Genomic DNA, 23969 nt, shown 5'->3' with positions numbered 1-23969 from the left:
GCCGACCTCCTTTAGATTCATTTGAATCGGATTCAAATAAATCTAACATAGAATGACGGGGATGCCTTCTCCGCCCATCCGTCTCGCGATCGGCCTGCTGTTGCGACGGTCGCACCGTCGGGCCGCCGAAGCCCTCGACGAGGCCCTGCGCCCGCTCGGTCTCACGGGACGACACTTCGGGGTGATGATGCTGCTGGACCGCGAGCAGGTCTCCACGCAACGTGACCTGATCCGCGCGACCGGCAGCGACAAGGCCGGCATGACCCGCACGATCGCCGACCTGCAGAAGCTCGGTCACGTGCGACGGGAACGCTCGACGGAGGACCGTCGGCTCGAGTACCTCAGCCTCACCGACAGCGGACGCTCCGCCTTCGCCACCGCGCGGGCACTCACGGGCGCGGCGGCGGCGCGACTGTTCGACGGCTTCAGCGACGAAGAGCTCGACACGCTCGCCCGACTGCTGCGGAGATTCGCCGACGGCTCGTAGCCGCCCCCGAAGAGGCGACGCCGGTGAGGGCCTCGGCTCCAGTACCGTAAAGGTGTGGGCCGCGCCGAGAAGAAGAGAGTCAAGGATCTCGTCGGCACGCTCGCGTGGAGCGTGCCGGAGATGAATCCGCGCAGCGGCACCCTGCCCCCGAACGGCGACGGCCTCGAGGACTGCGCCGAGTTCGACGTGCTGCCCGGCATCCGCGCCGTGCTGTTCCCGCACGGCGACGAGTGGCGCGGTCTCATCGTGCAGTTCGGCGGCAACGGCCAGGTGACGAGCATGATGGAGCATGGCATCCGCGCCCTCAGCGACGAGGAGGCGCCGCGCTGGTCGATGCTCGTCTTCCACGACATCCTCGCCTCGGTCGTCGCGGGCGGCCCCGCCTCGCCGCTGCCGCAGGAGCGGCTCACCAAGGTCGACGGGCTGATCGACCGGGTCTAGCCCGCCCCGAGCTCGGCGCGCCAGCGCTCCCACACCTCGTCGAGGGGTGAGCGGTGCGCGGCCGCATCCAGGTGCCGTGCGATCGCGCCGGGCGTCTCGAGCACGAGGGCACCCGGCTCGGGCGGGGGCTCGAAGCCGACGGCGATCACCGAGTCGAGCACGCGGTGCGCCCCCAGCACGCCGGGTTCGGGCGCCGCGGCATCCACGTCGAGCCGCTCGACGACGACCGGTCGCCCGTCCTGACGGATGACGGATGCCGCGTCGATCGCGCCGCCCGTCTCGCGGTGCCGCCCCAGCACGAGCGTCTCGCGTACGAGCAGCGCCGCGCCGCGGTCGAGCTCGACCGCGGTCTCGCGCTGCACGCGTGCGTCCGCGGCGACGACGAACGGCAGTCCGCGCCACACGAGTCGCCCGCCCGCGCCCACCCGGGCGACGAGCCGCCACGACGACGCGCCCGGGTAGGCGACCGTGCCGCCCACGTCCTCCACCTCGAGTGTGCAGCCGGGGCCCACCTCCACCTCCACCGTGAGCGCGTCGCCGTCGAGCAGCAGCATCTGCGCGGCCGCCACGGCCACGTGCGCGCTGCGCGGACCGCGCGCGACGACGCGCGGCGCGAGCATGCCCACGGCGAGCTCGACGCGGGAGCGGCCCTCGGCCGCGTGCACGCCGATGCGGGTCGGTTCAGCGACCGGCGACGGTCTCAGCATGCGGGTGGGGGTGCGGATGCGGGTGCTCGTGCTCGTGCTCCTCGTCGTGGCTGTGCACGTAGCCGCCCTCCGGGTGCTCCTCGTCGGCGTGGAAGTGCGGCGCCATCGGTCCCGGATCCTGCGGCACGTGCTCGCCCTGGCGGTGCGCGTCGAGCACGCCGAGCACCCACGCGCGCAGCGCCGCCACCGACTCCGCGTCGGTGCGCGACAGCGCGATCACCGGCCGTCCGTCGCGCGCCTGGAGCGCATCCGCGACCATCTGCGGAACGTCGACCCCGACGTAGGGGGCGAGGTCGGTCTTGTTGACGATGAGCAGGTCGGCCCGCCCGATGCCGGGCCCGCCCTTGCGCGCCACATCCCCGCCGCCCGCGACGTCGAGCACGAACAGCTGCGCGTCGACGAGCGCCGGAGAGAAGGTGGCCGTGAGGTTGTCGCCGCCCGACTCGATGAGCACGACGTCGAGCGGCGCGAAGTCGCGTTCGAGGTCCTCGGCGGCGAGCAGGTTGGCGGTGATGTCGTCGCGGATGGCGGTGTGCGGGCACGCGCCCGTCTCGACGGCGCGGATGCGCTCCGGCTCGAGCACGCCCGCCGAACGCAGGAAGCGCGCGTCCTCGTCGGTGTAGATGTCGTTCGTGATCACGCCGATCCGCAGCTCCCCGGCGAGGGCGCGGCAGATCGTCGCGATGAGCGACGACTTGCCGGTGCCGACGGGGCCGGCGACCCCCAGGCGCAGTGCGCGGACGGATTCGGTCTCATCAACCACGGAACAACCTCCCTTGTGCGACGGCGTGCGATTCGGCCCACGCCTCGGCCTGCGGTGCGCTGAGCGCCGGGATGTCCTCCGGATGTCGGGCCCGTGCGAGCTGCGGGATGCGCGCCTCGATCGAGGCGCAGCCCGCGAGCACGAGCCCGACGCCGTCGGCCGGGTCGCGCGGGTCGAGCTTGAGGAGAGCGGCGACCGCGCTCGCCAGGTCGTCGTACACGGCGAGCCGCACGAGCTCCTCAGGCGCGATGCCCGCCTCGGCGGCGATCGCCCCGAGCACGAGCGGCCGCGGCGGCGGGCCCGGCGGCTCGTGCAGCGCCGCGACGGCGCCCGAGCCGGGCCAGACCCGGTCGGCGAGCCGCAGCAGCCCGCGGCCGAGGTCCCGCGAGGCCACCCGCATCGCGCGGCTCGGGGTGCGCGCCGCCCACGCCTCGTCGACGGGCGCGAGCGGACCGACGCCCGCCGTGCGGCTCGCGACGACCGCGGCGCCCGCATCCACGAGCGAGGTGGTGCGCGCCCGGGCGAGCAGGAAGGCGCCCACCGCGGCGGGCGGCATGCCGCCCATGAGCGCGGGTTCGAGGCCCGAGGAGTGGGCATGCCCGCCGCTCGGCAGGCGCGCGTCGGCGAGCAGCAGGGCGACCGTGGCGGCAGCGGGGGCGATCGTCGTCGTCATCAGAACAGGTGGTAGAGGCGGGTGAGCGGCAGCGTCTCGGCCGGCGCGGGCACCACCGGCTCGCCGTCGATCGCGATCTCGAAGGTGTCGGGGCGGATGTCGATCGTCGGCAGCGCCGTGTTGTTGCGCATCTGCGCCTTGCCGGTCCCGCGCGTCGGCGCGACCGGGGCGAGTCGGCGGCGCAGCCCCAGCTCGTCCGCGAGCCCCGCCTCGATCGCGGCGGGCGCGACGTAGGCGAACGACACGTCCGCCCCGATCGCGTCGCCGAACGAGGGCCGCTGCAGCACCGGCTGCGGCGTCGGGATGGAGGCGTTCGGGTCGCCGAGCGCGCCCCAGGCGAGCGCCCCGCCCTTCATGACGACCTCCGGCCGCACCCCGAAGAACCGCGGATCCCACACCACGAGGTCGGCGAGCTTGCCGACCTCGACCGAGCCGAGGTCGGCATCCACCCCGTGCGCGATCGCCGGGTTGATCGTGTACTTCGCGACGTAGCGCCGGGCGCGCTCGTTGTCGGCGGGCAGGCTCGCACCGAGCGCGCCGCGCCGCGCCTTCATGACGTGCGCCACCTGCCAGGTGCGCGTGATCACCTCGCCGATGCGGCCCATCGCCTGCGCGTCCGAGGAGGTGATCGACAGCGCGCCGAGGTCGTGCAGCACGTCCTCCGCGGCGATCGTGGTGGCCCGGATGCGCGACTCGGCGAACGCCAGATCCTCCGGCACCGCGGGGTTCAGGTGGTGGCACACCATGAGCATGTCGAGGTGCTCGGCGACCGTGTTGACCGTGTGCGGCAGCGTCGGGTTGGTCGAGCCGGGGATCACGTGCGCCAGCCCCGCGAGCTTCAGGATGTCGGGTGCGTGCCCGCCGCCCGCACCCTCGACGTGGAAGGCATGGATGGACCGCCCGCCGATCGCGCCGATCGTCGACTCGACGTAGCCCGCCTCGTTGAGCGAGTCGGAGTGCAGCGCCACCTGCAGCCCCCACTCCTCGGCGGCGCGCAGGGCCGCGTCGATCGCGGCGGGGGTGGAGCCCCAGTCCTCGTGCACCTTGAAGCCGGCGGCGCCCGCGAGCGCCTGCTCGCCGAGCGCCTCGGCCGACACCGTGTTGCCCTTGCCGAGCAGCAGCACGTTCACCGGCAGCGCGTCGAGCGCCCGGAGGATTGTCTTCAGGTGCCACGCCCCGGGCGTGACCGTGGTCGCCTTCGAGCCCTCGGAGGGCCCGGTGCCGCCGCCGACGACCGTCGTGATGCCGGTCGCGAGCGCCTCGTGCAGCTGCGAGGGCGAGAGCAGGTGCACGTGCGAGTCGATCGCGCCCGCCGTGACGATGCGCCCCTCGCCCGAGACGACATCCGTCGACGGGCCGATGACCATGTCGACGCCGTCGCTCACGTCGGGGTTGCCGGCGTGGCCGATGCCCACGATGCGGCCGTCGCGGATGCCGATGTCGGCCCGCACGACGCCCCACCAGTCGAGGATGATCGCGTTCGTGATGACGGTGTCGAGCGCGCCGCCCGCCCGCGGCACGGTCGACTGCGCCATCGACTCGCGGATCGACTTGCCGCCGCCGAACACCGCCTCCTCGCCGCCCGCGGTGCGGTCCTCCTCGATCTCGATCCAGAGGTCGGTGTCGCCGAGCCGCACCTGGTCGCCGAGCGTCGGGCCGTAGATGGCGGCGTAGCGCGCCCGCGTGATCCGCACCATCAGAGCACCCCGCCATCCGCCTTGAGCTGGATGCCCGGCACGACGCGCGCGCCCCGGATCGTCACGGCGTCGAGCTCGCGGGACGCGCCCGGTTCGAAGCGCTGCGAGGTGCCCGAGGGGATGTCGAGCCGGAAGCCGTGCGCGGCGACCCGGTCGAACTCGAGCGCCGTGTTCGCGTCGGGCAGGTGCAGGTGCGAGCCGATCTGGATGGGACGGTCGCCCGTGTTGACGAACACGAGCCGGATGCGTTCGGACGCCTCGCGGTCCGCGTTGAGCTCGATCTCGCCCTCGCGGATGCGATACGCCCCGGGGCCTGTGCCGGATGCCGACGCCACGTCTTGCGCTCCTCAGTCGATCGGGTGGTGGATGGTGACGAGCTTGCGGCCGTCGGGGAAGGTGGCCTCCACCTGCACCTCGACGAGCATCTCGGGCACGCCCTCGAGCACCTGCTCGCGACCCAGCACGCTGCGGCCGGCGTCCATGAGCTCGGGCACGCTGCGGCCGTCGCGGGCGCCCTCGAGCACCCAGTTGGAGATGAGCGCGACGGCCTCCGGATGGTTGAGCCGGAGCCCGCGCGCGAGTCGATCCCGGGCGACCATCCCGGCGACCGCCAGCAGCAGCTTCTCGGTGTCGGCCGGGGTCAGATGCACGCCTCGTCTCCTCTCGATCCGCGACGGTTCACTGACGCTGGAGGCGTGCTCGCCGTCCGCTCGGAATTGCAGAAGTGTGTCACAACCGCGACACGGCCCGCCATGCGCCACGCGCCCCGAAACATTCGAGATCCCTGTAAATACAGGGCAGGCGACCCCTCGATGCCTCGACTGTTAACAAACCCGATACGTTCGAGAAATGGCAGTGTAATGCCGCGGTCCCACAGTGAGACCACCTGCAGTAGCTGACGGTGTTCTGCCGTCGGCGATGATCCGGGTCGGTTCGTCGGGACGCCGACGGCCCGCTCGGAAGCACCTCGCGCAATCCCTCTTCAATGGCGATCGGCTGGATCCACCGGATCCTCGGCCTGGACGGGCTCCGTCCTGCGGCGGAAACGTCGCAGTCGCAGCACCTCCGGCGTCGACCCCCACCACACCGAAACGGAGCACTGCATGATCATCCACAGCACGCGGCGCCGCCGGGCGCTGCTCGCGTCCGGCGCGCTCATGGCGAGCGCCGCCCTGGTCCTCTCGGGCTGCGGCGCGCAGGCCGGCGACGAGACCGAGCCGGCGTCGGCATCCGGCGACAGCTGCATCGACACCTCGGGCGACACCATCAAGCTCGGCTTCCTCAACTCGCTCACGGGCGGCATGGCCATCTCGGAGAAGACCGTCTCGAACGTGCTGCACATGGCGGCCGACGAGATCAACGCCGACGGCGGCATCCTCGGCAAGCAGATCGAGTACATCCAGGAGGACGGCGCCACCGACTGGCCGACCTTCGCGGAGAAGACCGAGAAGCTGCTCACCCAGGACTGCGTCGCGGCGATCTTCGGCGGCTGGACCTCGTCGTCCCGCAAGGCCGTCAAGCCGGTCGTCGAGGAGCACAACGGTCTGTTCTTCTACCCCGTGCAGTACGAGGGCCTCGAGTCCTCGCCGAACATCTACTACACGGGCGCGACCACCAACCAGCAGATCATCCCGGCCATGGACTTCCTCAAGGCCCAGGGCGTGAAGACGCTGTTCCTCGCGGGCTCCGACTACGTGTTCCCGCGCACCGCCAACGCGATCATCAAGCTCTACGCGGCCGAGCTCGGCATCGAGATCGTCGGCGAGGAGTACGTGCCGCTCGACAAGGACGACTGGACCACGCAGGTGGCGAAGATCGTGGCCGCGAAGCCCGACTTCATCTTCAACACCATCAACGGCTCCTCGAACGTCGGCTTCATCAAGGCCTACTACGACGCCGGTCTCACCCCCGAGACGACCCCGATCATCTCGGTGTCGATCGCCGAGGAGGAGGCCCCCGCCATGGGCCACGAGGTCACCGGCAACTACGCCTCGTGGAACTACTTCCAGTCGCTCGACACCCCGGGCAACCCGAAGTTCATCGCGGACTGGAAGGCGTACCCGGGCAGCAGCGGCGTCACCTCCGACCCGATGGAGGCCGCGTACATCTCGCTGTACCTCTACAAGGCGCTCGTCGAGAAGGCGGGATCCTTCGAGGTCGACGACGTCAACGCCGCGGCGAAGGCCGGCGGGATCACGGTGGACGCTCCGGAGGGGGTCGTGACCCTCGACGGTGACAACCACCACATCTCGAAGCCGGGTCACATCGGCAAGATCAACGCCGACAACCAGTTCGACATCGTCTGGGAGTCCGACGGGTTCATCGACCCCGACCCGTATCTCGAGGGATACGACTGGTTCCCCGCCGACGTCCGCGACGCGCTCGTCGCAGCGGCCGGCTGATCCACCTGCAGGACGTGGGGTCCCCTTCCGGAACCGGCAGGGGGCCCCACGCTCCGACCTTCCGGCATCCGCCGCAACCCCAGAGAGTGGAGCGCCCGTGGACGCACTCATCCCGCCGCTGCTGAACGGCACCGCGCAAGGCGCGCTGCTGCTGCTCGCCGCGCTCGGCCTGTCCCTCACCTTCGGTCAGATGGGGGTGATCAACATGGCGCACGGCGAGTTCATCATGGCCGGCGCCTTCGTCGCCTACCTGACCCAGCTCGTGATCCCCTCGAGCGACATCTCGATCCCCGTCGCCCTGCCGCTCGCCTTCATCGTGGCCGGCATCCTGGGCCTGCTGCTCGAGGTCAGCATCCTGCAGTGGATGTACCGCAGACCGCTCGACACCCTCCTCGTGACGGTCGGTGTGAGCCTCATCCTGCAGCAGGCGGCGCTGCAGATCTTCCCCGCGCAGGGCGTGCCGGTCGAGAAGCCCGGCTGGCTCGACGGGCAGATCGACGTCTTCGGCTACGGCTGGCCCTCGCGCCAGCTCTTCACGATCGTGCTCGCCGCGGTGTGCGTCGTCGCGCTCGCGGCCTGGCTCAAGTACTCGCCGTTCGGCCGCCGCATCCGCGCGACCGTGCAGAACCGCGACCTCGCCGAGACGCTCGGCGTCTCCACCCGCCGGGTCGACCGGCTCACCTTCTTCGTCGGCTCGGGACTCGCCGGGGTGGCGGGCGTCGCCGCCTCGCTCATCGGCGGCACCAACTCGCAGATGGGCGCGCAGTACATCATCCCCGCGTTCCTCGTCGTCGTCGCCGGCGGCATCGGGCAGATCAAGGGCGCGATCATCGCGGCCTGGGTGGTGGGCGTCGCACTCGCCTTCTTCGCCCAGTGGACGACGGGCAGCCTCGCGCAGGTGCTCGCCTTCGTGCTCGTGGTCGTCTTCCTGCAGCTGCGACCACAGGGCCTGTTCACGGTGCGCACGAGGGGGCTGGCATGACGAGACTGCGCCCCTGGCTGCCGCTCATCGGCATCGGCGTCTTCGCGATCGTGCTGCTCGGCGTCGCGCCCGCCGTGCTCTCGATGCACTGGATCAACAACCTCGGCAAGTACTGCTGCTACGCGATCGTCGCGGTCGGCATCGGCCTCGCCTGGGGCCGCGGCGGGATGCTCGTGATGGGCCAGGGCGTGTTCTTCGGCCTCGGCGCCTACGCGATGGCCATGCACCTCTCGCTCGAGACCGCGGGACCCGACAAGATCCCGACGTTCATGATCCTGTACGACCCCCTCGCGCCGCTGCCGGCGTTCTGGGAGCCGTTCCGCAACGGCGCCTTCACCCTCGTGGTGATCGTCGTCGCCCCGATCGTCGTCGCCTCGATCCTCGGCTTCGCGCTCTTCAAACGCCGCGTCAAGGGCGCGTACTTCGCGATCCTCACCCAGGCGCTCGCGGTGGCGCTCGCGACGCTCGTGAGCTCCACGATCCGCGAGACGGGCGGCGACACGGGCCTCAGCGGCTTCAAGTACTTCTTCGGCTACGTGCTCGACGACGACCGGAACAAGCTCATGCTGTTCTTCATCGCCGCCGGCATCCTCGTGGCGTGCCTGCTCGTGGTGTGGCAGCTGAACCGCAGCCGCTTCGGCGAGCTGCTGCTCGCGACCCGCGACGCGGAGGAGCGCGTGCGCTTCCTCGGCTACGACCCCGCCAACATCAAGCTCACGGCGTTCGTCATCGCGGCCGTCATGGCGAGCATCGGCGGCGCGATGTTCGTGCCCATCGTCGGCATCATCACGCCGCAGGAGATCGGCGCCTCCGCATCCATCCTCATGATCGCGGGCGTCGCGCTCGGCGGCCGGGCGTCGTTGTTCGGCCCCGCCCTCGGTGCCATGGCGATCGGCTGGGGGCAGTCGAGCCTCGCGTCGAGCTGGCCCGGCGGCTGGGTGTACCTGCTCGGCCTGCTGTTCGTCGTGGTGACCCTGTTCCTGCCGAAGGGGCTCGCCTCCGTCGTCGACCGGATCCGGGGCATCGTCCCGCGGGGCGGCGCCGAGAAGGGGGTGGCCTCGTGAGCGGGCAGGCACTGCACCCGGATGCCGAGACCTCCGTGGAGGTCAGGAACCTCACGGTCAGCTTCGACGGCTTCACGGCCGTGAGCGACGTCAGCATCCTCATGCTCAAGGGCCAGGTGCACTTCCTGATCGGGCCGAACGGCGCGGGCAAGACGACCCTCGTCGACGCGCTCACGGGGCTCGTGCCCGCCACCGGCAGCGCGACCTACAACGGCATCGACCTGCTCGGCAAGAAGACGAACAAGATCATCCGCGCGGGCGTCGGGCGCACCTTCCAGACCGCGACCGTGTTCGACGAGCTCTCGGTGCTGCAGAACCTCGACATCGCGGGCGGCCTGCACCGCAGGGCGTGGCGGCTGCCACTCGCGCGCCGCGGGGTGCCCGAGTACGTCGAGGAGGCCCTCGAGACGATCGGGCTCGCCGAGGTGCGCGACAAGCCGGCCGGCATCCTCGCGCACGGGCAGAAGCAGTGGCTCGAGATCGGGATGCTGCTCGTGCAGGACGCGAAGGTCATGTTCCTCGACGAACCGGTCGCCGGCATGAACGCCGACGAGCGGGACGAGACCGGTCAGCTGCTGCGCCGCATCGGCGCGACGCGCACCATCATCGTCATCGAGCACGACATGGACTTCGTGCGCAGCTACGCCGACTGGGTCACCGTGATGCACACCGGCAAACTGCTCACCGCGGGCACCGTCGAGCAGGTGCAGGCCGACCGCCGCGTGCAGGAGGTCTACCTCGGCACCACGGCCGACGTCGCGGCCGCCGAGAACGAGGGGGTGCACTGATGCTCGAGATCTCCGGCGTCACCGCGGGCTACGGCCGCACGAGGGTGCTGCACGACGTCAGCATCGAGATCCCGACCGGCAAGGCGGTCTCCGTGATGGGGCACAACGGGGCGGGCAAGACCACCCTGCTGCGCGTCGCGACGGGCCTCATCCCGGTCATGAGCGGCCGCGTGCGCATCGACGGCGAGGATGTCACAAGACTGCCACCGTCGAAGCGCGTCGCGCGCGGGCTCGGCTACGTCCCGCAGGGCCAGCTGTCGTTCCCGCAGATGACGACGCTCGAGAACCTGCAGCTCGTCGCGAAGCGCGGCTCCGACATCGACGAGGTCTTCGACCTCTTCCCGGTGCTCAAGGAGCTGCTCGGGCGCCGGGCGGGCCTGCTCTCGGGCGGCCAGCGCCAGCAGCTCGCGATCGCCCGCACGCTGCTCACCAAGCCGCGGCTGCTCGTGCTCGACGAACCGACGGAGGGCATCCAGCCCAACATCGTCGCCGACATCGAGCGGGTCATCATCGACCTGACGCGCCGCGGCGACCTCTCGGTGCTGCTCGTCGAGCAGCACGTCGGCTTCGCGCTGCGCTCCACGAGCAGCTACTACGTGCTGAAGGCCGGGCGGATCGCCGTGAGCGGCGACGGGGGAGACGTCGCCGACGAGCTCGTGCGGGAGGCCATGGCGATCTGACGCTGATCGACTCGGGGCCGCAACGTGGCTGAAACACGCCCTCGGCAGAATGCTCACATCATCGACCCGGTGGGGGTGAGGAGTGTGGCTCGAGCCGGCGACGCCCGCGCCGCGGCCGAGGACAGCCTCGAGGATTACGCCTTCCGGTACGTTCCGCGTTCCTTCCGCCGGTGGAGCGCGGTGTCGGTCGGCGGCACCGCCCTCGGCTCGATCGCGTTCCTCGCCGACTTCTCGATCGGCGCCGCCATCGGTCTCGAGCACGGCACGACGAACGCCGTGCTGGGCATCCTCGTGGCATCCGTCATCATCTTCGCGGTCGGTCTGCCGGTGGCCGCCTACGCCGCCCGCTACAACCTCGACCTCGACCTGATCGCGCGCGGCTCCGGCTTCGGCTACTACGGCTCGATCATCACGACCGTCATCTTCGCGGGCTTCACGTGCATCTTCTTCGCCCTCGAGGGCGCCATCATGGCGCAGGGCCTGCAGGTGGCGATCGGCCTGCCGCTGCCGATCGGCTACGTCGTCTCGACGATCGTCGTCATCCCCATCGTGGTCTACGGGATGCGTGCCCTCGAGCGCCTGCAGTTCTGGACGACGCCGCTGTGGCTCGCCCTCGCGCTGCTGCCGCTCATCTGGGTGATCTTCACGCAGCCCGAGGCGGTCACCGAGTTCCTCGCGTTCACCGGGGAGTCCGACGGCTCGGTCAACTTCAGCGCGATCGCGGCGAGCGCCGCCGTGTGCTTCGCGCTCACCCCGCAGCTCGCGGAGCAGATCGACTACATCCGGGTCATGCCCCCGCGGCGCCCCTCGAACGCGCGGGCCTGGTGGACGGCGTTCCTGTTCAGCGGGCCCGGCTGGGTGATCTTCAGCGGCACGAAGCAGGTGATCGGCGTGTTCCTCGCCGTCTACCTCGTCACGATGATCGACCCGACGATCGGCGACCGCGCGGTCGAGCCGGTCAAGCAGTTCCTCGGGCTCTACCAGTCGCTGCTGCCCGAGTGGATGGCGCTCGGGCTCACGCTCATCCTCATCGTCGTCGCCCAGGTGAAGATCAACGTGACGAACGCCTACTCGGGCTCGCTCGCCTGGTCGAACGTCTACACGCGGGTGCGGAAGCGCTACCCCGGCCGCACGGTGTTCGTGATCTTCAACCTCGCGATCGCGCTGAGCCTCATGCTGCTCGACGTGTTCAGCCTCATCTCCTTCGTGCTGAGCCTCTACGCGAACGTCGTCATGGCCTGGCTCGTGACGATCTCGACCGACATCGTCATCAACAAGCGGCTGCTGCGCATCTCGCCGCGCTTCCCCGAGTTCCGCCGCGGCATGCTGCACGACTGGAACCCGGTCGGCCTCGTCTCGGTCGGCCTCGCCTCGCTGCTGTCGCTCGCCTGCTTCGCGGGGCTCTTCGGGGAGGCGATGCGGCCCATGTCGGTGCTCGTCGCGATCGCCGTCGCGGTCGTCGTGACCCCGCTCACGGCGATCATCACGCGCGGACGGTTCTACCTGCGCCGCACCTCGGACGGCATCCCGACGCCCCTCCTCGACGAGGACGGCAACCCCTCCGGCGAACGACTTCGCTGCCATGTCACCGGCTACACGTTCGAGCGACCGGATATGCTGGCATCGGCCGAGCAGGGGCCGAACGGCGAGCTGCAATACGTCTCGTCGCTCGCGCTGACGCTCGACGAATCCGACCGATACGTGCTGCCGCCGGAGCACGTGGAGAAGCGGTGGCCCAGGAGGGAGCGGCGCGGATGGATGAGGCAGTCGACACGCAGTCGGCCATCCTCATGAGTGCGACGGCCCTGCTGCGTCAGCGCACCTTCGAGGACATCTCCTACCTCGACCTCGCGGATGCCGTGTCGGTCTCCGAGCGCACGATCTACCGTCGCTTCCCGACCCGCTCGCACCTGCTCGAGGCGCTCGGCCGCTGGATCGAGGCGGAGCACTTCCCGATGCAGGGCTTCGCGACCCCCGCCGAGTTCCGGGCCGCCGCGCAGCGACGCTTCCGAGCGTTCGAGGCGGAGCCCGCCTACGCCTTCGTCGCCGCGCGAGGCGTGTCGCTCTCGCCGATCGCCGACGGGACCGAGTCGCCCATCACCTCCGCGATCTCGGCGATGGTGCGCGGCGCCGCGCCGACCCTCAACCCGCGCGACGCGCTGCGCGTGACCGCGACGATGCGCTACTTCGCCTCCCCGCTGTTCTGGGCCCGGATGCGCACCGGCTTCGACATGAACGCCGAGGAGGTCGTCGCCGCCTTCGACGCCGCGATGGACAGCGTGCTGCCGACACGGCCGAAGGCGAACCGGGCGGCCTGATGTCGGGCGCCCCACCGGCGACCGAGCTGTCGGCGACCGAGGAGAAGATCCTCGGGGCGTACTCGGAGCTGATCGAGGAGGTCGGGACCGACGACGTGTCGTTCCGGCTCATCGCCCTGCGGGCGGGCGTCGGGGAGCGCACCGTGTTCCGCTACTACCCGACGCGCGTCGACCTGCTGCTCGCGACCGCGGCGTGGATCGAGCGCACCATCTTCACCCGCCAGGAGTCGGACTCCGTCTTCGACGTGCCCCTCGCCATCCGGGAGGCCATGGAGGGTTACGACCGGCGCCCGGAGCTCGCCTACGTCGTCGCCGAGACGGCGATGCGCGGCGTCAACGGGGCCGAGCCCGCACCGCACCGGGAGCGCTTCGACGAGCTGCTGCGGAGCGAGGTGCCGACCCTCGGCGCGGGCGAGCGCACGCGCATCGTCGCGGCGCTGTGCCACCTCGACTCCTCGGCCACGTGGGTGACGATGCGGCGTGAACTCGGGATGAGCGGGCGCGACATCGCCGACGCCGCGCACTGGGCGGCCGAGGCGATCCTCGACCCCATCCGGCACCGGGTGGGCTGACTCAGCCGAGGTCGACGCGCAGCCGCTCCTCGAAGCGGCCCAGCCGCCACACGGCGAGCGCGACGAGCCAGGTGGCGACGAGGGTGCCGACGATCGCGTAGCCGAGGAACTCGAGCGTGCCGAACCAGTCGAGGAACGGGTTCGACCAGCCCAGCTCGTCGGCGAGCACCGCGGCGAGCTGCACGCCGCCGATCACGAGCGCGATCACGACCGACATGACCGTGATGACGGCGTTGTAGTAGACCTTGCGCGCCGGGGTGACGAAGGCCCAGCCGTAGGCGAAGTTCATGAGCACGCCGTCGATCGTGTCGAAGAGGCACATCCCGGCGGCGAACAGCAGCGGCAGCGACAGGATCGCCCACCACGGCAGCCCGCCGAGCACGGCCGCCCCCGAGAGCACGAGCAGCGTCACCTCGGTCGCGGTGTCGAATCCGAGGCCGAACAGCACGCCGAGCGGGTAGATCTTCCAGGAGGCGTCGATGCGGTCGGCGAGCCTGCCGAACAGGCGGTTCATGAGGCCGCGCTTGGCGAGCTCGGCCTCGAAGTGCGACTCGTCGAACTCGCCCGCCCGCAGCCGCCGGAACACCCGCACGATCGAGACGGTCACGAGGATGTTGATGATCGCGATGATGAGCAGGAAGACGCCCGAGACGGTCGGGCCGATGATGCCCGTCACGTGGTGCAGCAGCGAGGCGTCGTCGGTGACCTGGGAGTTGACGGCGGCGATGCCGAAGCCGAGCAGCACCGCCATCGCGAAGACGATCGTGGAGTGCCCCAGGGAGAAGAAGAAGCCCACCGCGAGGGGGCGCTTGCCGTCGGCCGCGAGCTTGCGCGTCGTGTTGTCGATCGCGGCGATGTGGTCGGCGTCGAAGGCGTGCCGCATGCCGAGCGTGAGGGCGAGCAGTCCCGTCGCCCAGCCGAACACCGTGGGACCCTCGGCGCCGACGATCGCGTAGTGCTGCGGCACCGCGGCCGCGAGCAGCGAGATGCCGGCCGCGAAGAGGCCGAGCACCACGGCGCCCATAACGGCGATCGAACGCCACCCGGCCGCATCCAGACGATATCGAGCGCCGATCGCGGCTGGAGCGTCGAGTGCGGTCACGGTCCCCCGATGCTGGGTCTGGTCGGTGTCAGATCTCTGCCACTCACGCTATCGCGCCCGACCCTCCGAAGACAAAGCGAGGTTGACCCCCGCGGGTCGCGGGCGGAGGATCGGGACATGGGCGAGCTGGGGATCAAACGGGTCTACGAGCCCGCCGACGACGTCGACGGCTTCCGGGCGCTCGTGGACCGGCTGTGGCCGCGCGGCGTCTCGAAGGAGCGCGCCCGGCTCGACGCGTGGTGGAAGGAGCTCGCTCCGAGTCCCGCGCTGCGGACCGCCTGGCACCACGATCCGGCACGCTTCGACGAGTTCGCGGACGCCTACCGCGCCGAGCTCGACGACGACCTCTTCGTCGCCGAGGCGCTCGACGTCATCCGGGCTCACGATCGCGTCACGCTGCTCTTCGCGGCCCACGACGAGCACGTGAACCACGCCGCCGTGTTGCGCGACTACCTCGCCGCGCGTCTCTGAGGCGTCGATCTCGGTCGTCGGGCGACGCCCACGGGCGACCTCACGCGACCCCTCAGGCGACGAGCGCGAGGGGGAGGGTCAGGGTCGCGAGCACGACCGTGAGGGGGGCTGCGACGAGGCCGAGCAGCAGGTAACGGCGCCACGAGAGGTCGACGTCGAGCGCGCGCAGGCGGTCGTGCCAGAGCAGCACCGCGAGCGAGGCCCACGGCGTGACGAGCGGACCCGCGTTCACGCCGACGAGCAGCGCGGCGACGCGCGCGGGGGAGTCGGCGAGCGGCTCGAGCGCGAGGTAGGCGGGCAGGTTGTTGACCAGGTTCGCGCCGACGGCCCCGGACGCCGACATGCGCAGCAGGGCGCCCACCGAATCCCCCGTGCCGGTGACCGCGCCGAGCAGCTCGGTGAGTCCGAGCGCGTGGGCCGAGCCGACCACGAGGAACAGCCCGCTCGCGAACAGCAGCAGCCCCCACGGCACGAGGCCGGGTCGCAGCCGCCGGCGGTCGCGCCAGGCGAACGCGGCCACGAGCACGAGCGCCGCGGCGGTCGCCGGGATCCACACCGGCACGCCGCTCACGAGCGCGGGGATGAGCACGGCGAGCACCCCGGCCGCCACCCAGAACAGCACCCGGTCGTGCGGATCCTCCGCGGCCACCGGCTCGTAGCGGGTGCCGAGCACCCGGCGGAACACGATCGCGATGACGAGGCACGGCACGACGATCGCGACGAGCGCGGGCAGCGCCATGAGCGCCGCGAAGCGACCCGGGTCGGAGAAGCCGAGCGCGTGCTCGGCGAGCAGGTTCGTGAGGTTCGACACCGGCAGCAGCAGCGACCCGGTGTTCGCGAGCCACACCGTCGTGAGCGCGAAGGGCAGCGGCGGGTAGCCGTGGTGGCGCGCGAGCAGCACGACCACGGGCGTCAGCAGCACCGCGGTCGTGTCGAGCGAGAGGAACACGGTCGCCGCGACGGCGAGCAGCACCACGAGCATCCAGAGCAGCCAGCCGTGGCCGCGCGCGAGCCGGGCGAGCCGCTCCGCGACGGCCGCGAAGACGCCCGCGGCATCCGCGAGCTCGGCCACCACGGTCACCGCGACCGCGAACAGCAGGATCGGCCACACCCGCGCGCCGATCGCCGCGGCGTCCGCGGGCGGCAGCACCCCGGTGGCGAGCGCGACAGCACCGAGCAGCAGCAGGCCGAGCCCGACGAACGCGAGACGCACCGGACGAGCGTACGGCGTCGGATGCGCCAGGATGGCACCGATGACCACGACCGAGATCGCGATCGGCGACCTGACCGACCCCCGCATCCTCAGACTGCTCGAGGACCACCTCGCCGACATGCACGCCGAGTCGCCGCCCGAGAGCGTGCACGCCCTCGACGTCTCGGCGCTGCAGGATGCCGCGGTGACCTTCTGGGCGCTCTCGGACGGGGACGCCGTGCTCGGCTGCGTCGCCCTCAAGCAGCTCGACGAGAGCCACGGCGAGCTCAAGTCGATGCGCACGGATGCCGCCGCGCGCGGCCGCGGTCTCGGCCGGCTGCTGCTCGACCACGTGCTCGCCGAGGCGCGGGCGCGCGGCTACCGGCGCGTCAGCCTCGAGACCGGGACGCAGGACTTCTTCGCCCCCGCCCGCACCCTCTATGCGAGCGCCGGCTTCGCCGAGACCGGCCCCTTCGCGGACTACGTGCTCGACCCGTACTCCGTCTTCATGACGCTCGACCTCGACGCCTGACGCCTGCGCGGGTTTTCGCAACTCAGGAATATCCGGCTGTATCGCCCCGTGGGCGTCGCGTCACGCGATATCTCCTGAGTTGCGAACACGGCGGGGTTCGCAACTCAGGAGATGTCCCGCATCGGGGCGTTCTTGCGCCGGATGCGACGGATGTTCCTGAGTTGCGAAAGGCGCCGACCGAGAGGGGGCGCGGGCGCGGGGCGGCGCATCCCGCGTGGACGACGGGGGCACCCGAGTGGTGGATTCAGCGTGCGAGGGCCACAATCGGAGCAGCCCGCAGACGGAGGAGACGACGATGGACTTCTGGCAGTGGCTCGGCACCTGGTTCTGGTGGATCTTCGACACCTTCGTCTGGATCGCGGGCCTCATCCTGCTGTTCTGGGTCGTGCTCGACCTGTTCCGCGACCGGAAGCTCGCGGGCATCTGGAAGGCCGTCTGGCTGATCTTCCTGCTGTTCGTGCCGGTGATCGGCTCACTGTTCTATCTGCTCGTCCGCGGACGGGGGATGGGCGAGCGCTGGGCCGAACGGCGCGGACCGGTTCCCGAGAAGGACTGGAAGCCGGCCGCGTCCGCGACGCCGGCCGACGACATCCTGCGCGCGAAGGAGCTGCTCGACGCGGGCACCATCACGCAGGGCGAGTTCGACGCGCTCAAGTCGAAGGCCCTCGGCAGGCAGTACTTCGGGTAGCGCGACGGGCGCGTTTCGCTCCCGGGTTCGCGGGGCGGCCGCACCTATCGTGGCCGTGTGTGGCCTGCCAATCGACGGGATGAAGAGTCCGGGGAGATCCCGGTGACCCCGTACGCGTCCTCGCAGCCGGCGACCGCGCCGCTGCTCGTCCCCGCCCCCGAGCTCCGCGACGTCGCGGACCCCGCGCGGGCGGCCTGGCGGGAGGAGCTCGCCGGGCTCGGCGGGCCGTCGCCACTGCTGCACTTCGTCGACACCCCGACCACCCGCATCGAGCTCTCGACGACCCACCCGGGCGGGCTCGCCCGGTTCATCACCGGCAAGAGCACCCTGCTGTCGCAGCTGATCCGCGACGACCTGGCCCTGCGTTCCGCCCGCATCGCGGCCGAGCGGATCACCGCCCGCAGCCTCGAGCTCTCGACGACGCGGGGGCTCGACGCCGTGCACCTCGGCATCGGCATCGTGCGCTGGACGCACGAGCGCGTCGACTACTGCGCGCCCCTGCTGCTGCGTCCCCTCGCCATCCGCCGTCACGGCCGCGACTTCGAGCTGCGCCTGCGCGGCGCCGCCGTGCTCAACCCGGCCCTCGCGCGCACCCTGGAGAAGCAGTACGGCATCTCCCTCGACGCCGCGAGCTTCGTCGCCCTCTCCGACGACGACGGCACCTTCAAGCCGAACGCCGTCATCGACCAGCTGCGTCGCCTGACCGGCCACCTCGGCGAGATCGTCGTGCAGCCGCGCCTCGTCGTGTCGAGCTTCGAGGAGGTCGCCCCCTCGCTCGTCGCGGATGCGGCCGAGCTCGCGCACCCCGTGCTCGACGCGCTCGCCGGTGACGCGACCGCGCGCTGGGCGCTCGAGGAGGGCTACCAGGCCACCACGCCCGTCGACCCCGACCGCCGCGACCCCTCGACCGACGTGCTGCTGCTCGACGCCGACTCCGAGCAGGAGCACATCGTCGCCCAGATCGCCGCCGGCAACTCGCTCGTCGTGCGCACCATGCCCGGCACCGGCGCCACCCAGACGATCGTCAACGCGCTCGGCGCGCTCGTCGGCCAGAACAAGCGCGTGCTCGTGGTGAGCCCGCGCCGCGCGAGCCTGCGCGGCATCGCGCAGCGGCTCGGGGATGTGGGGCTCGCGGGCGTCGCGGTGTCGCCGTCGACCCTGCGGCGGGATGTCGTGCGCGGCATCGCGCGCGCCGAGAAGGCCGCCCAGCCGCAGCTCGCCGAGGTCGACGAGGCGCTCGTGCGGCTGCGCAGCGTGCTCATCGACTACCGCGAGGCGCTCTCCCGGCCCGACGAGACCCTGTGGGTGTCGGTGTTCGACTGCGTGGCCGAGCTCTCGCGCCTCGCGCTGCTGCCGCATCCGCCGTCGACGACCGCCCGGCTGAGCGCCGCATCCGTGCAGCGCCTCGCGGGCGACCGCGCGGCCGCCGCGACCACCATGGTGGAGGCCGCGCGCCTCGGCGAGTTCCGCTACGGACCCGGAGACTCGCCCTGGTACGGCGCCCAGTTCGCCACGGGCGACGACGCGATGCGCGCCCACACCCTCGCCAAGAAGCTGCACAGCGAGACGCTGCCGCGGCTGCTGGTGCGCGCCGGCGAGGTGATCGGCGCGACCCGGATGCGGCCCTTCACCTCGATCGCCGAGCTCGGCATCTACCTGCGGCTGCTGCACGAGCTGCGCGACACCCTCGACAAGTTCGAGCCCGCCGTCTTCGACCGTTCGCTCTCCGAACTGATCGTCGCGACCGCCCCGCGCCGCGACGCCCCCGAGATGTCGGGCGCCAACCGCCGACGCCTCAAGAAGCTCGCGCGCGAGTACGTGCGCCCCGGCATGCACGTGGGCGACCTGCACGAGGCGCTCACCGCCATCCAGCAGCAGCGCATCCTGTGGCAGCGCTACGTCGCCGCGGGCGTCACCCCCGAGGTGCCGACGGGCGTCTCGGACGTGCAGGTGGCCTGGCAGCAGGTGGCGGCCGACCTGGGCGAGCTCGACGGCCCGCTCGGCACGCAGCTCGCCACGCTGCCGCTGCACCAGCTCTCGGCGCTGCTCGGGCAGCTCGCCGAGGACTCCGACGCCCTGCACAACCTGCAGGAGCGCAGCGCCCTCATGCAGCAGCTGCGCGACCTCGACCTCGACGAGCTCATCACCGACCTCGCAGCGCGCCACGTTCCCGAGGAGCAGGTGGCCGCCGAGCTCGAGCTCGCCTGGTGGCGCAGCGCCCTCGACGGCCTGCTCGCCTCCGACCGGGCGCTGCTCGGGGCGAAGACGGATGTGCTGCAGCGGCTCGAGGCGGACTTCCGGCTCGTCGACGAGGCGCACACGCAGGGCAGCGCCGGGCTGCTCGGCTGGCAGCTCGCCGAGAACTGGCGCATCGGCATCGTCGACTGGCCCGACGAGGCGGCCGCGCTCAAGCAGCTCATCGTGGGCGACGGCCTCACCTCGGAGACGCTGCAGCGGCTCGCCCCGCACCTCTCGCGCACCGTCGCGCCCGTGTGGCTCGCCTCGCCGTACGAGGTCGGGCAGGTGAGCGACACGATGCCGGTCGACACCGTGATCCTCGTCGACGCGGGCGCCACGACCGTCGCCGAGAACGTGGGCGCCATCCGCCGCGCCAAGCAGGTGATCGCCTTCGGCGACCCCGTGACGCAGACCCCCGCCGAGTTCCGCATCGGGCTCGCCGAGTCGGACGAGGCGCCCGTGGCGGTCGCGTATCCGTCGCCATACGCGACGATGCCGGTGCGCGTCGTGGCGGATGACGTCGAGGACGAGGTCGAGGACGTCGCCGAGGAGGGTGCCGAGGACGAGGTCGCCGAACCGGTCGAGGAGGCCGGTCTCGACACGCGTGCTGCGGACGCTGCTCAACCGGCGAGCGGCGACGAGCAGGCGATCGATGTCGACGAGGACCTGCACGGACGCTCGGCGTTCGCCCAGCTCGCCGCCGTGCTGCCGACGCTGAGCCTCACCCGCAGCTACCGGGCGGGCGGCGAGGACCTCGCCGAGCTCGTCAACCGCCGCTTCTACGGCGGCCGCATCGACGCGCTGCCCTGGGCGGGGTCGTTCCTCGGCCACGGCAGCCTCTCGCTCGACTACATCGAGAACGGCACGGGCCTGCCCGACCCCGTCACGGGCGCCGTCGAGTCGGTGGATGCCGAGGTCGCGCGCGCCGTCGAGCTCGTCGTCGACCACGCCGTCACCCGGCCGCGCGAGTCGCTCATGGTCGTCACGGCGTCCGAGAAGCACGCCGTTCGCGTCATGAACGCCGTGCTCGCGCAGATGTCGACCCACCCGCAGTTGAGCGAGTTCGTGCTCGGCGAGCGCTCGGAGCCGTTCGCCGTGCTGCCCGTCGAGCGGGCCGTCGCGCAGAGCCGCGACCGCGTCGTGTTCTCGCTCGGCTACGGGCGCACGCCCCACGGCCGCGTGCTCTCCGACTTCGGCGCCCTCGGCCGCCCCGGCGGCGAGCGCCTGCTCGCGGTCGCCATGACGCGGGCCCGCCGCTCGCTCGTCATCGTCACGTGCGTGCAGCCGGACGACCTCGACGAGGACCGCATGAAGCACGGCGCGGTCGCCCTCGCCCAGCTGCTCGGCGAGATCGCCTCGCGCCGCGCCGAGCCGCCGCTGCCCGACGACTCGGACCCCATGCTCGTCGACCTGTCGCGTCGGCTCGAGGCGCGCGGCCTGCGGGTGGCGCTCGGCCACCGCGGCAAGCTCGGCCTCGTCGCGGCGAACGGCGGCATGTGCGTCGTCGTCGACACGGATGCCGTGTTCACCGGCCGCAGCCTCCGCGAGGCCCTGCGCCTGCGGCCCGAGGTGCTGCGCCGGCTCGGCTGGCACTACGCACGCGTGCACGCCTTCGAGCTGTTCGCCGACCCGGACGGCGTGGCCGACCGGATCGCGCGGATGGCGGGACTCGCGGGCGGACCGCTCACCGAGGAGATCCCGGTCGTTGCGGCCCACACCGCCTGACGACGGGGAGCGCCCCGCACCGCGGCCGCGGCGCCGCCGCCGCGTGACGACCGAGCCGCCGCCGGGCAGCGACCCGACGCCGCTGCCCGAGCCCGAACGGCACAGCACGACCGAGAACGACGAGCGGATGCGGCGGGAGAAGCCGCCGCACTACTGAGTCGGCTACTTCTTCTCGGCGAGCAGGTCGCGGATCTCGGAGAGCAGCTGGGTCTCGGTGGGCCCGGCCTCCTCCTCGGCGATGCCCTTCTTGGCGGCCTGACGCTCGCGCAGCTTGTTGACCGGCAGCACGAGCACGAAGTAGACGACCGCGGCGATGATGAGGAAGTTGATGACCGCGCCGATCACGGCGCCGAAGTACATCGTGGCCTCGCCGCCCTCGGTGGTCGGGATGGTCACCGGCAGCGCCGTGTCGAGCGAGTCGGCACGGAACAGCGCACCGATCGCCGGGTTGATGACGGCGCTCACGATCTGGTTGACGATCGCGGTGAACGCGGCGCCGATCACGACCGCGACGGCGAGGTCGATGACGTTGCCGCGCAGGATGAAGTCGCGGAAGCCCTTCATGGTGTCTCTCAATCTGACGTGGTGGAGGAGGGGGTGGAACCGCCGGAACTGCTGGAGGTGCCGGACGTGCTGCTGCTGGGCGCCGCGGATCCCGTGACCGGTCCGCGCGAGTCGGTGCGGTAGAAGCCCGAGCCGTTGAAGGTCACCCCGACCGCGCCGTAGAGCTTGCGCAGCGTGCCGCCGCAGCTCGGGCAGATGGTGAGCGAGTCGTCGGTGAACGCCTGCTGGATGTCGAAGGCGTGGCCGCACGCGGTGCAGCGGTAGGAGTAGGTGGGCATCAGGTCTCTCAGGCTACGGCGAAGCTCGTGATCCCGCTCGGGGTCACGACGCCGTCGACGGGCATGTCGTGGCGTTCGGTGGGCACGGAGTCGACGAGCTCGTCGTCGAAGATGACGGCGTAGACGGGCGGGCAGCCCTCCATCGAGCCGAGGGTCTTGTCGAAGTACCCGCGGCCCCAGCCCATCCGCATCCCGTCGCGGGCGACGCAGGCGGCGGGCACCAGGATGAGGTCGACGCCGTTGATGGCGATGGGGCCGAGCAGCTCGCTCGTGGGCGTGGGCATGCCGAGGATGTCGCGCTCCTCGTCCTCGCCGTCGTACGGCGCCCAGTCGAGCAGGCCGTCCTCCCGCGAGACCGGCAGCAGGATGCGGATGCCGCGCTCTGCCGCCCAGCGCAGGAAGTCGCGCGTGTCGGGCTCGTCGGGGGTGGAGAGGTAGGCGGCCAGGAACCCGACGTCGAGGTCGGCGGCGAGCTGCACGAGGTGGCGCGTGAGGGCCTCCGACGCCTGGGTCCGCTCGGTGCTCGTGCGGATGCGGCGTCGCTCGCGCAGCTCGGCCCGCAGGGCCCGCTTCAGGTTGCCCGGTTCATCGGTCACACCACTGATTGTAAAAGGCGCGTAACCTGCCGCGTCGGGGTGGCCCGATAGCCTGATCCGCATGGCCAGTCCCATCCCCATCACGAAAGCCGTCATCCCCGTCGCCGGTCTCGGCACCCGGTTCCTGCCGGCGACCAAGGCGATGCCGAAGGAGATGCTGCCCGTCGTCGACAAGCCGGCCATCCAGTACGTGGTCGAGGAGGCGGTCGACGCGGGGCTGACCGACGTGCTCATGGTCACGGGCCGCAACAAGAACGCCCTCGAGAACCACTTCGACCGCGCGGGCGAGCTGGAGGCAGTGCTCACGAGCAAGGGCGACGACGAGAAGCTGCGCAAGGTGGACTACTCCACGCACCTCGCCGACGTGCACTACGTGCGCCAGGGCGACCCGAAGGGCCTCGGCCACGCCGTGCTGCGCTCCAAGATGCACGTCGGGCGCGAGCCGTTCGCGGTGCTGCTCGGCGACGACATCATCGACTCGCGCGATCCGCTGCTCAGTCGCATGCTCGAGGTGCAGACCGCGCTCAACACGACCGTCGTGGCGCTGCTCGAGGTCGACCCCGCGCAGACCCACCTCTACGGCATCGCCACCGTGGAGGGCACCGACCAGGAGGACGTGGTGCGCATCACGGGCCTCGTCGAGAAGCCCTCTCCCGGAACCTCGCCGTCCAACTACGCGGTCATCGGGCGCTACGTGCTGCGGCCGGAGATCTTCGAGATCCTCGAGCGCACCCCGCCCGGCAAGGGCGGCGAGATCCAGTTGACGGATGCGCTGCAGGAGCTCGCCACGGGCCCGGTGTGGGGCGGCGGCGTGCACGGGGTGGTGTTCCGCGGTCGGCGCTACGACACGGGCGACCGGCTCGACTACCTGAAGGCGATCGTGCAGCTCGCGAGCGACCGCGACGACCTCGGCCCCGAGTTCCGGCCGTGGTTGAAGAGCTTCGCCGACTCGCTCGGCGGCGGCGGCGACGAGGGCTGGCAGGGCGGCGAAGACGGCTGATCGGGCGTG

26 protein-coding genes are annotated in these 23969 nt (G+C 71.4%); 15 read left to right on the top strand and 11 right to left on the bottom strand.

Going from position 1 to position 23969, the window contains the following annotated elements; genetic code table 11:
- Positions 1–61 precede the first annotated feature (61 nt).
- Both D7I47_RS03350 and D7I47_RS03345 read left to right on the top strand, forming a co-directional pair.
- The gene (locus D7I47_RS03350) at positions 62–487 is read left to right on the top strand and encodes a MarR family winged helix-turn-helix transcriptional regulator (RefSeq protein ID WP_157981615.1); all 426 of its coding nucleotides are present in this window, start codon (positions 62–64) and stop codon (positions 485–487) included.
- Between the two features lie 54 nt (positions 488–541).
- Complete coding sequence (locus tag D7I47_RS03345) at positions 542–928, top strand: hypothetical protein (RefSeq protein ID WP_120761731.1); 387 nt, start codon at positions 542–544, stop codon at positions 926–928.
- Here D7I47_RS03345 and D7I47_RS03340 read toward each other — a convergent pair.
- From D7I47_RS03340 to D7I47_RS03315, 6 genes are read right to left on the bottom strand one after another with little or no spacing between them, the layout of a single operon-like run.
- Positions 925–1635 (bottom strand): urease accessory protein UreD, encoded by a 711-nt coding sequence (locus D7I47_RS03340; protein ID WP_170154358.1) that lies wholly within the window; start codon positions 1633–1635, stop codon positions 925–927. The two genes, D7I47_RS03345 and D7I47_RS03340, sit on opposite strands and share 4 nt — an antisense overlap.
- On the bottom strand, positions 1610–2398 hold the full coding sequence (gene ureG / locus D7I47_RS03335; RefSeq protein ID WP_120761730.1) for an urease accessory protein UreG: 789 nt from the start codon (positions 2396–2398) through the stop codon (positions 1610–1612). The genes D7I47_RS03340 and ureG overlap by 26 nt, the downstream gene beginning before the upstream one ends.
- The gene (locus D7I47_RS03330; protein WP_193726453.1) at positions 2391–3071 is read right to left on the bottom strand and encodes an urease accessory protein UreF; all 681 of its coding nucleotides are present in this window, start codon (positions 3069–3071) and stop codon (positions 2391–2393) included. The genes ureG and D7I47_RS03330 overlap by 8 nt, the downstream gene beginning before the upstream one ends.
- A complete protein-coding gene (locus D7I47_RS03325) occupies positions 3071–4768 on the bottom strand; it encodes an urease subunit alpha (RefSeq protein ID WP_193726452.1) in 1698 nt (565 codons plus the stop codon). Before D7I47_RS03325 ends, D7I47_RS03330 begins: the two co-directional genes overlap by 1 nt.
- On the bottom strand, positions 4768–5103 hold the full coding sequence (ureB, locus tag D7I47_RS03320; protein WP_120761729.1) for an urease subunit beta: 336 nt from the start codon (positions 5101–5103) through the stop codon (positions 4768–4770). The genes D7I47_RS03325 and ureB overlap by 1 nt, the downstream gene beginning before the upstream one ends.
- A 12-nt stretch (positions 5104–5115) precedes the next feature.
- Complete coding sequence (locus D7I47_RS03315) at positions 5116–5418, bottom strand: urease subunit gamma (protein ID WP_120761728.1); 303 nt, start codon at positions 5416–5418, stop codon at positions 5116–5118.
- A gap of 453 nt (positions 5419–5871) precedes the next feature.
- On the opposite strand from D7I47_RS03315, the gene urtA reads away from it, so the two are divergent.
- The 8 genes from urtA to D7I47_RS03275 all read left to right on the top strand — a co-directional run bounded on the left by urtA (position 5872) and on the right by D7I47_RS03275 (position 13574).
- Positions 5872–7170, top strand: a complete 1299-nt coding sequence (gene urtA / locus D7I47_RS03310; protein WP_120761727.1) for an urea ABC transporter substrate-binding protein — start codon at positions 5872–5874, stop codon at positions 7168–7170.
- Positions 7171–7267: 97 nt separating this feature from the next.
- Entirely contained in the window at positions 7268–8152 is an 885-nt protein-coding gene (gene urtB, locus D7I47_RS03305) for an urea ABC transporter permease subunit UrtB (RefSeq protein ID WP_120761726.1), read from the top strand.
- Positions 8149–9216, top strand: a complete 1068-nt coding sequence (gene urtC, locus D7I47_RS03300) for an urea ABC transporter permease subunit UrtC (RefSeq protein WP_120761725.1) — start codon at positions 8149–8151, stop codon at positions 9214–9216. The genes urtB and urtC overlap by 4 nt, the downstream gene beginning before the upstream one ends.
- Positions 9213–10004, top strand: a complete 792-nt coding sequence (locus D7I47_RS03295) for an ABC transporter ATP-binding protein (protein WP_120761724.1) — start codon at positions 9213–9215, stop codon at positions 10002–10004. Before urtC ends, D7I47_RS03295 begins: the two co-directional genes overlap by 4 nt.
- On the top strand, positions 10004–10684 hold the full coding sequence (urtE, locus tag D7I47_RS03290) for an urea ABC transporter ATP-binding subunit UrtE (RefSeq protein ID WP_120761723.1): 681 nt from the start codon (positions 10004–10006) through the stop codon (positions 10682–10684). The genes D7I47_RS03295 and urtE overlap by 1 nt, the downstream gene beginning before the upstream one ends.
- 75 nt (positions 10685–10759) lie before the next feature.
- Positions 10760–12478 (top strand): purine-cytosine permease family protein, encoded by a 1719-nt coding sequence (locus tag D7I47_RS03285; RefSeq protein WP_405083447.1) that lies wholly within the window; start codon positions 10760–10762, stop codon positions 12476–12478.
- The gene (locus D7I47_RS03280; RefSeq protein WP_120761722.1) at positions 12439–13002 is read left to right on the top strand and encodes a TetR/AcrR family transcriptional regulator; all 564 of its coding nucleotides are present in this window, start codon (positions 12439–12441) and stop codon (positions 13000–13002) included. Before D7I47_RS03285 ends, D7I47_RS03280 begins: the two co-directional genes overlap by 40 nt.
- A complete protein-coding gene (locus tag D7I47_RS03275; RefSeq protein ID WP_120761721.1) occupies positions 13002–13574 on the top strand; it encodes a TetR/AcrR family transcriptional regulator in 573 nt (190 codons plus the stop codon). Before D7I47_RS03280 ends, D7I47_RS03275 begins: the two co-directional genes overlap by 1 nt.
- A gap of 1 nt (position 13575) precedes the next feature.
- Here the strand turns inward: D7I47_RS03275 and D7I47_RS03270 are convergent, their stop codons facing one another.
- Positions 13576–14676 (bottom strand): Nickel transporter NicT, encoded by a 1101-nt coding sequence (locus D7I47_RS03270; RefSeq protein WP_227000810.1) that lies wholly within the window; start codon positions 14674–14676, stop codon positions 13576–13578.
- A gap of 117 nt (positions 14677–14793) precedes the next feature.
- Between D7I47_RS03270 and D7I47_RS03265 the strand changes: the two genes are divergently transcribed.
- On the top strand, positions 14794–15147 hold the full coding sequence (locus D7I47_RS03265) for a DUF488 domain-containing protein (protein WP_120761719.1): 354 nt from the start codon (positions 14794–14796) through the stop codon (positions 15145–15147).
- Between the two features lie 52 nt (positions 15148–15199).
- Here the strand turns inward: D7I47_RS03265 and D7I47_RS03260 are convergent, their stop codons facing one another.
- The gene (locus D7I47_RS03260) at positions 15200–16360 is read right to left on the bottom strand and encodes an SLC13 family permease (protein ID WP_120761718.1); all 1161 of its coding nucleotides are present in this window, start codon (positions 16358–16360) and stop codon (positions 15200–15202) included.
- Between the two features lie 40 nt (positions 16361–16400).
- Between D7I47_RS03260 and D7I47_RS03255 the strand changes: the two genes are divergently transcribed.
- The 3 genes from D7I47_RS03255 to D7I47_RS14980 all read left to right on the top strand — a co-directional run bounded on the left by D7I47_RS03255 (position 16401) and on the right by D7I47_RS14980 (position 21522).
- Positions 16401–16871, top strand: a complete 471-nt coding sequence (locus D7I47_RS03255) for a GNAT family N-acetyltransferase (protein ID WP_227000808.1) — start codon at positions 16401–16403, stop codon at positions 16869–16871.
- Positions 16872–17166: 295 nt separating this feature from the next.
- Positions 17167–17559: an SHOCT domain-containing protein gene (locus D7I47_RS03250; protein WP_120761716.1), complete on the top strand. Its 393-nt coding sequence runs from the start codon at positions 17167–17169 to the stop codon at positions 17557–17559.
- Positions 17560–17661: 102 nt separating this feature from the next.
- Positions 17662–21522, top strand: a complete 3861-nt coding sequence (locus D7I47_RS14980; protein ID WP_405083445.1) for an AAA family ATPase — start codon at positions 17662–17664, stop codon at positions 21520–21522.
- A 162-nt stretch (positions 21523–21684) separates the two neighbouring features.
- Here D7I47_RS14980 and mscL read toward each other — a convergent pair whose 3' ends face one another.
- The 3 genes from mscL to D7I47_RS03230 are packed head-to-tail and all read right to left on the bottom strand — an operon-like array spanning position 21685 to position 22960.
- Complete coding sequence (mscL, locus tag D7I47_RS03240) at positions 21685–22086, bottom strand: large conductance mechanosensitive channel protein MscL (protein ID WP_120761715.1); 402 nt, start codon at positions 22084–22086, stop codon at positions 21685–21687.
- A gap of 8 nt (positions 22087–22094) precedes the next feature.
- Positions 22095–22364 (bottom strand): FmdB family zinc ribbon protein, encoded by a 270-nt coding sequence (locus D7I47_RS03235; protein WP_120761714.1) that lies wholly within the window; start codon positions 22362–22364, stop codon positions 22095–22097.
- A gap of 8 nt (positions 22365–22372) precedes the next feature.
- Positions 22373–22960, bottom strand: a complete 588-nt coding sequence (locus D7I47_RS03230; RefSeq protein ID WP_120761713.1) for a 5-formyltetrahydrofolate cyclo-ligase — start codon at positions 22958–22960, stop codon at positions 22373–22375.
- Between the two features lie 61 nt (positions 22961–23021).
- Here D7I47_RS03230 and galU point away from each other — a divergent pair, with 61 nt between their 5' ends.
- The gene (gene galU / locus D7I47_RS03225) at positions 23022–23960 is read left to right on the top strand and encodes a UTP--glucose-1-phosphate uridylyltransferase GalU (RefSeq protein WP_120761712.1); all 939 of its coding nucleotides are present in this window, start codon (positions 23022–23024) and stop codon (positions 23958–23960) included.
- Positions 23961–23969 lie beyond the last annotated feature (9 nt).

The organism is Protaetiibacter intestinalis (assembly GCF_003627075.1).
GTDB lineage: Bacteria > Actinomycetota > Actinomycetes > Actinomycetales > Microbacteriaceae > Homoserinibacter > Homoserinibacter intestinalis.
Note: the sequence above shows the minus strand (reverse complement) of the source record. Positions and strands in the feature narration are given on the sequence as shown.

Bases quoted from the DNA above. Each gene is read 5' to 3' on its own strand.
- D7I47_RS03255 (WP_227000808.1), top strand. From the start codon at position 16,401: ATGACCACGACCGAGATCGCGATCGGCGACCTGACCGACCCCCGCATC.
- D7I47_RS03280 (WP_120761722.1), top strand. From the start codon at position 12,439: ATGGATGAGGCAGTCGACACGCAGTCGGCCATCCTCATGAGTGCGACG.
- D7I47_RS03340 (WP_170154358.1), bottom strand. From the start codon at position 1,635: ATGCTGAGACCGTCGCCGGTCGCTGAACCGACCCGCATCGGCGTGCAC.
- D7I47_RS03265 (WP_120761719.1), top strand. From the start codon at position 14,794: ATGGGCGAGCTGGGGATCAAACGGGTCTACGAGCCCGCCGACGACGTC.
- D7I47_RS03325 (WP_193726452.1), bottom strand. From the start codon at position 4,768: ATGGTGCGGATCACGCGGGCGCGCTACGCCGCCATCTACGGCCCGACG.
- urtC (WP_120761725.1), top strand. From the start codon at position 8,149: ATGACGAGACTGCGCCCCTGGCTGCCGCTCATCGGCATCGGCGTCTTC.
- D7I47_RS03250 (WP_120761716.1), top strand. From the start codon at position 17,167: ATGGACTTCTGGCAGTGGCTCGGCACCTGGTTCTGGTGGATCTTCGAC.
- galU (WP_120761712.1), top strand. From the start codon at position 23,022: ATGGCCAGTCCCATCCCCATCACGAAAGCCGTCATCCCCGTCGCCGGT.
- D7I47_RS03350 (WP_157981615.1), top strand. From the start codon at position 62: ATGCCTTCTCCGCCCATCCGTCTCGCGATCGGCCTGCTGTTGCGACGG.
- urtA (WP_120761727.1), top strand. From the start codon at position 5,872: ATGATCATCCACAGCACGCGGCGCCGCCGGGCGCTGCTCGCGTCCGGC.
- urtE (WP_120761723.1), top strand. From the start codon at position 10,004: ATGCTCGAGATCTCCGGCGTCACCGCGGGCTACGGCCGCACGAGGGTG.
- mscL (WP_120761715.1), bottom strand. From the start codon at position 22,086: ATGAAGGGCTTCCGCGACTTCATCCTGCGCGGCAACGTCATCGACCTC.
- D7I47_RS03275 (WP_120761721.1), top strand. From the start codon at position 13,002: ATGTCGGGCGCCCCACCGGCGACCGAGCTGTCGGCGACCGAGGAGAAG.
- D7I47_RS03330 (WP_193726453.1), bottom strand. From the start codon at position 3,071: ATGACGACGACGATCGCCCCCGCTGCCGCCACGGTCGCCCTGCTGCTC.
- D7I47_RS03235 (WP_120761714.1), bottom strand. From the start codon at position 22,364: ATGCCCACCTACTCCTACCGCTGCACCGCGTGCGGCCACGCCTTCGAC.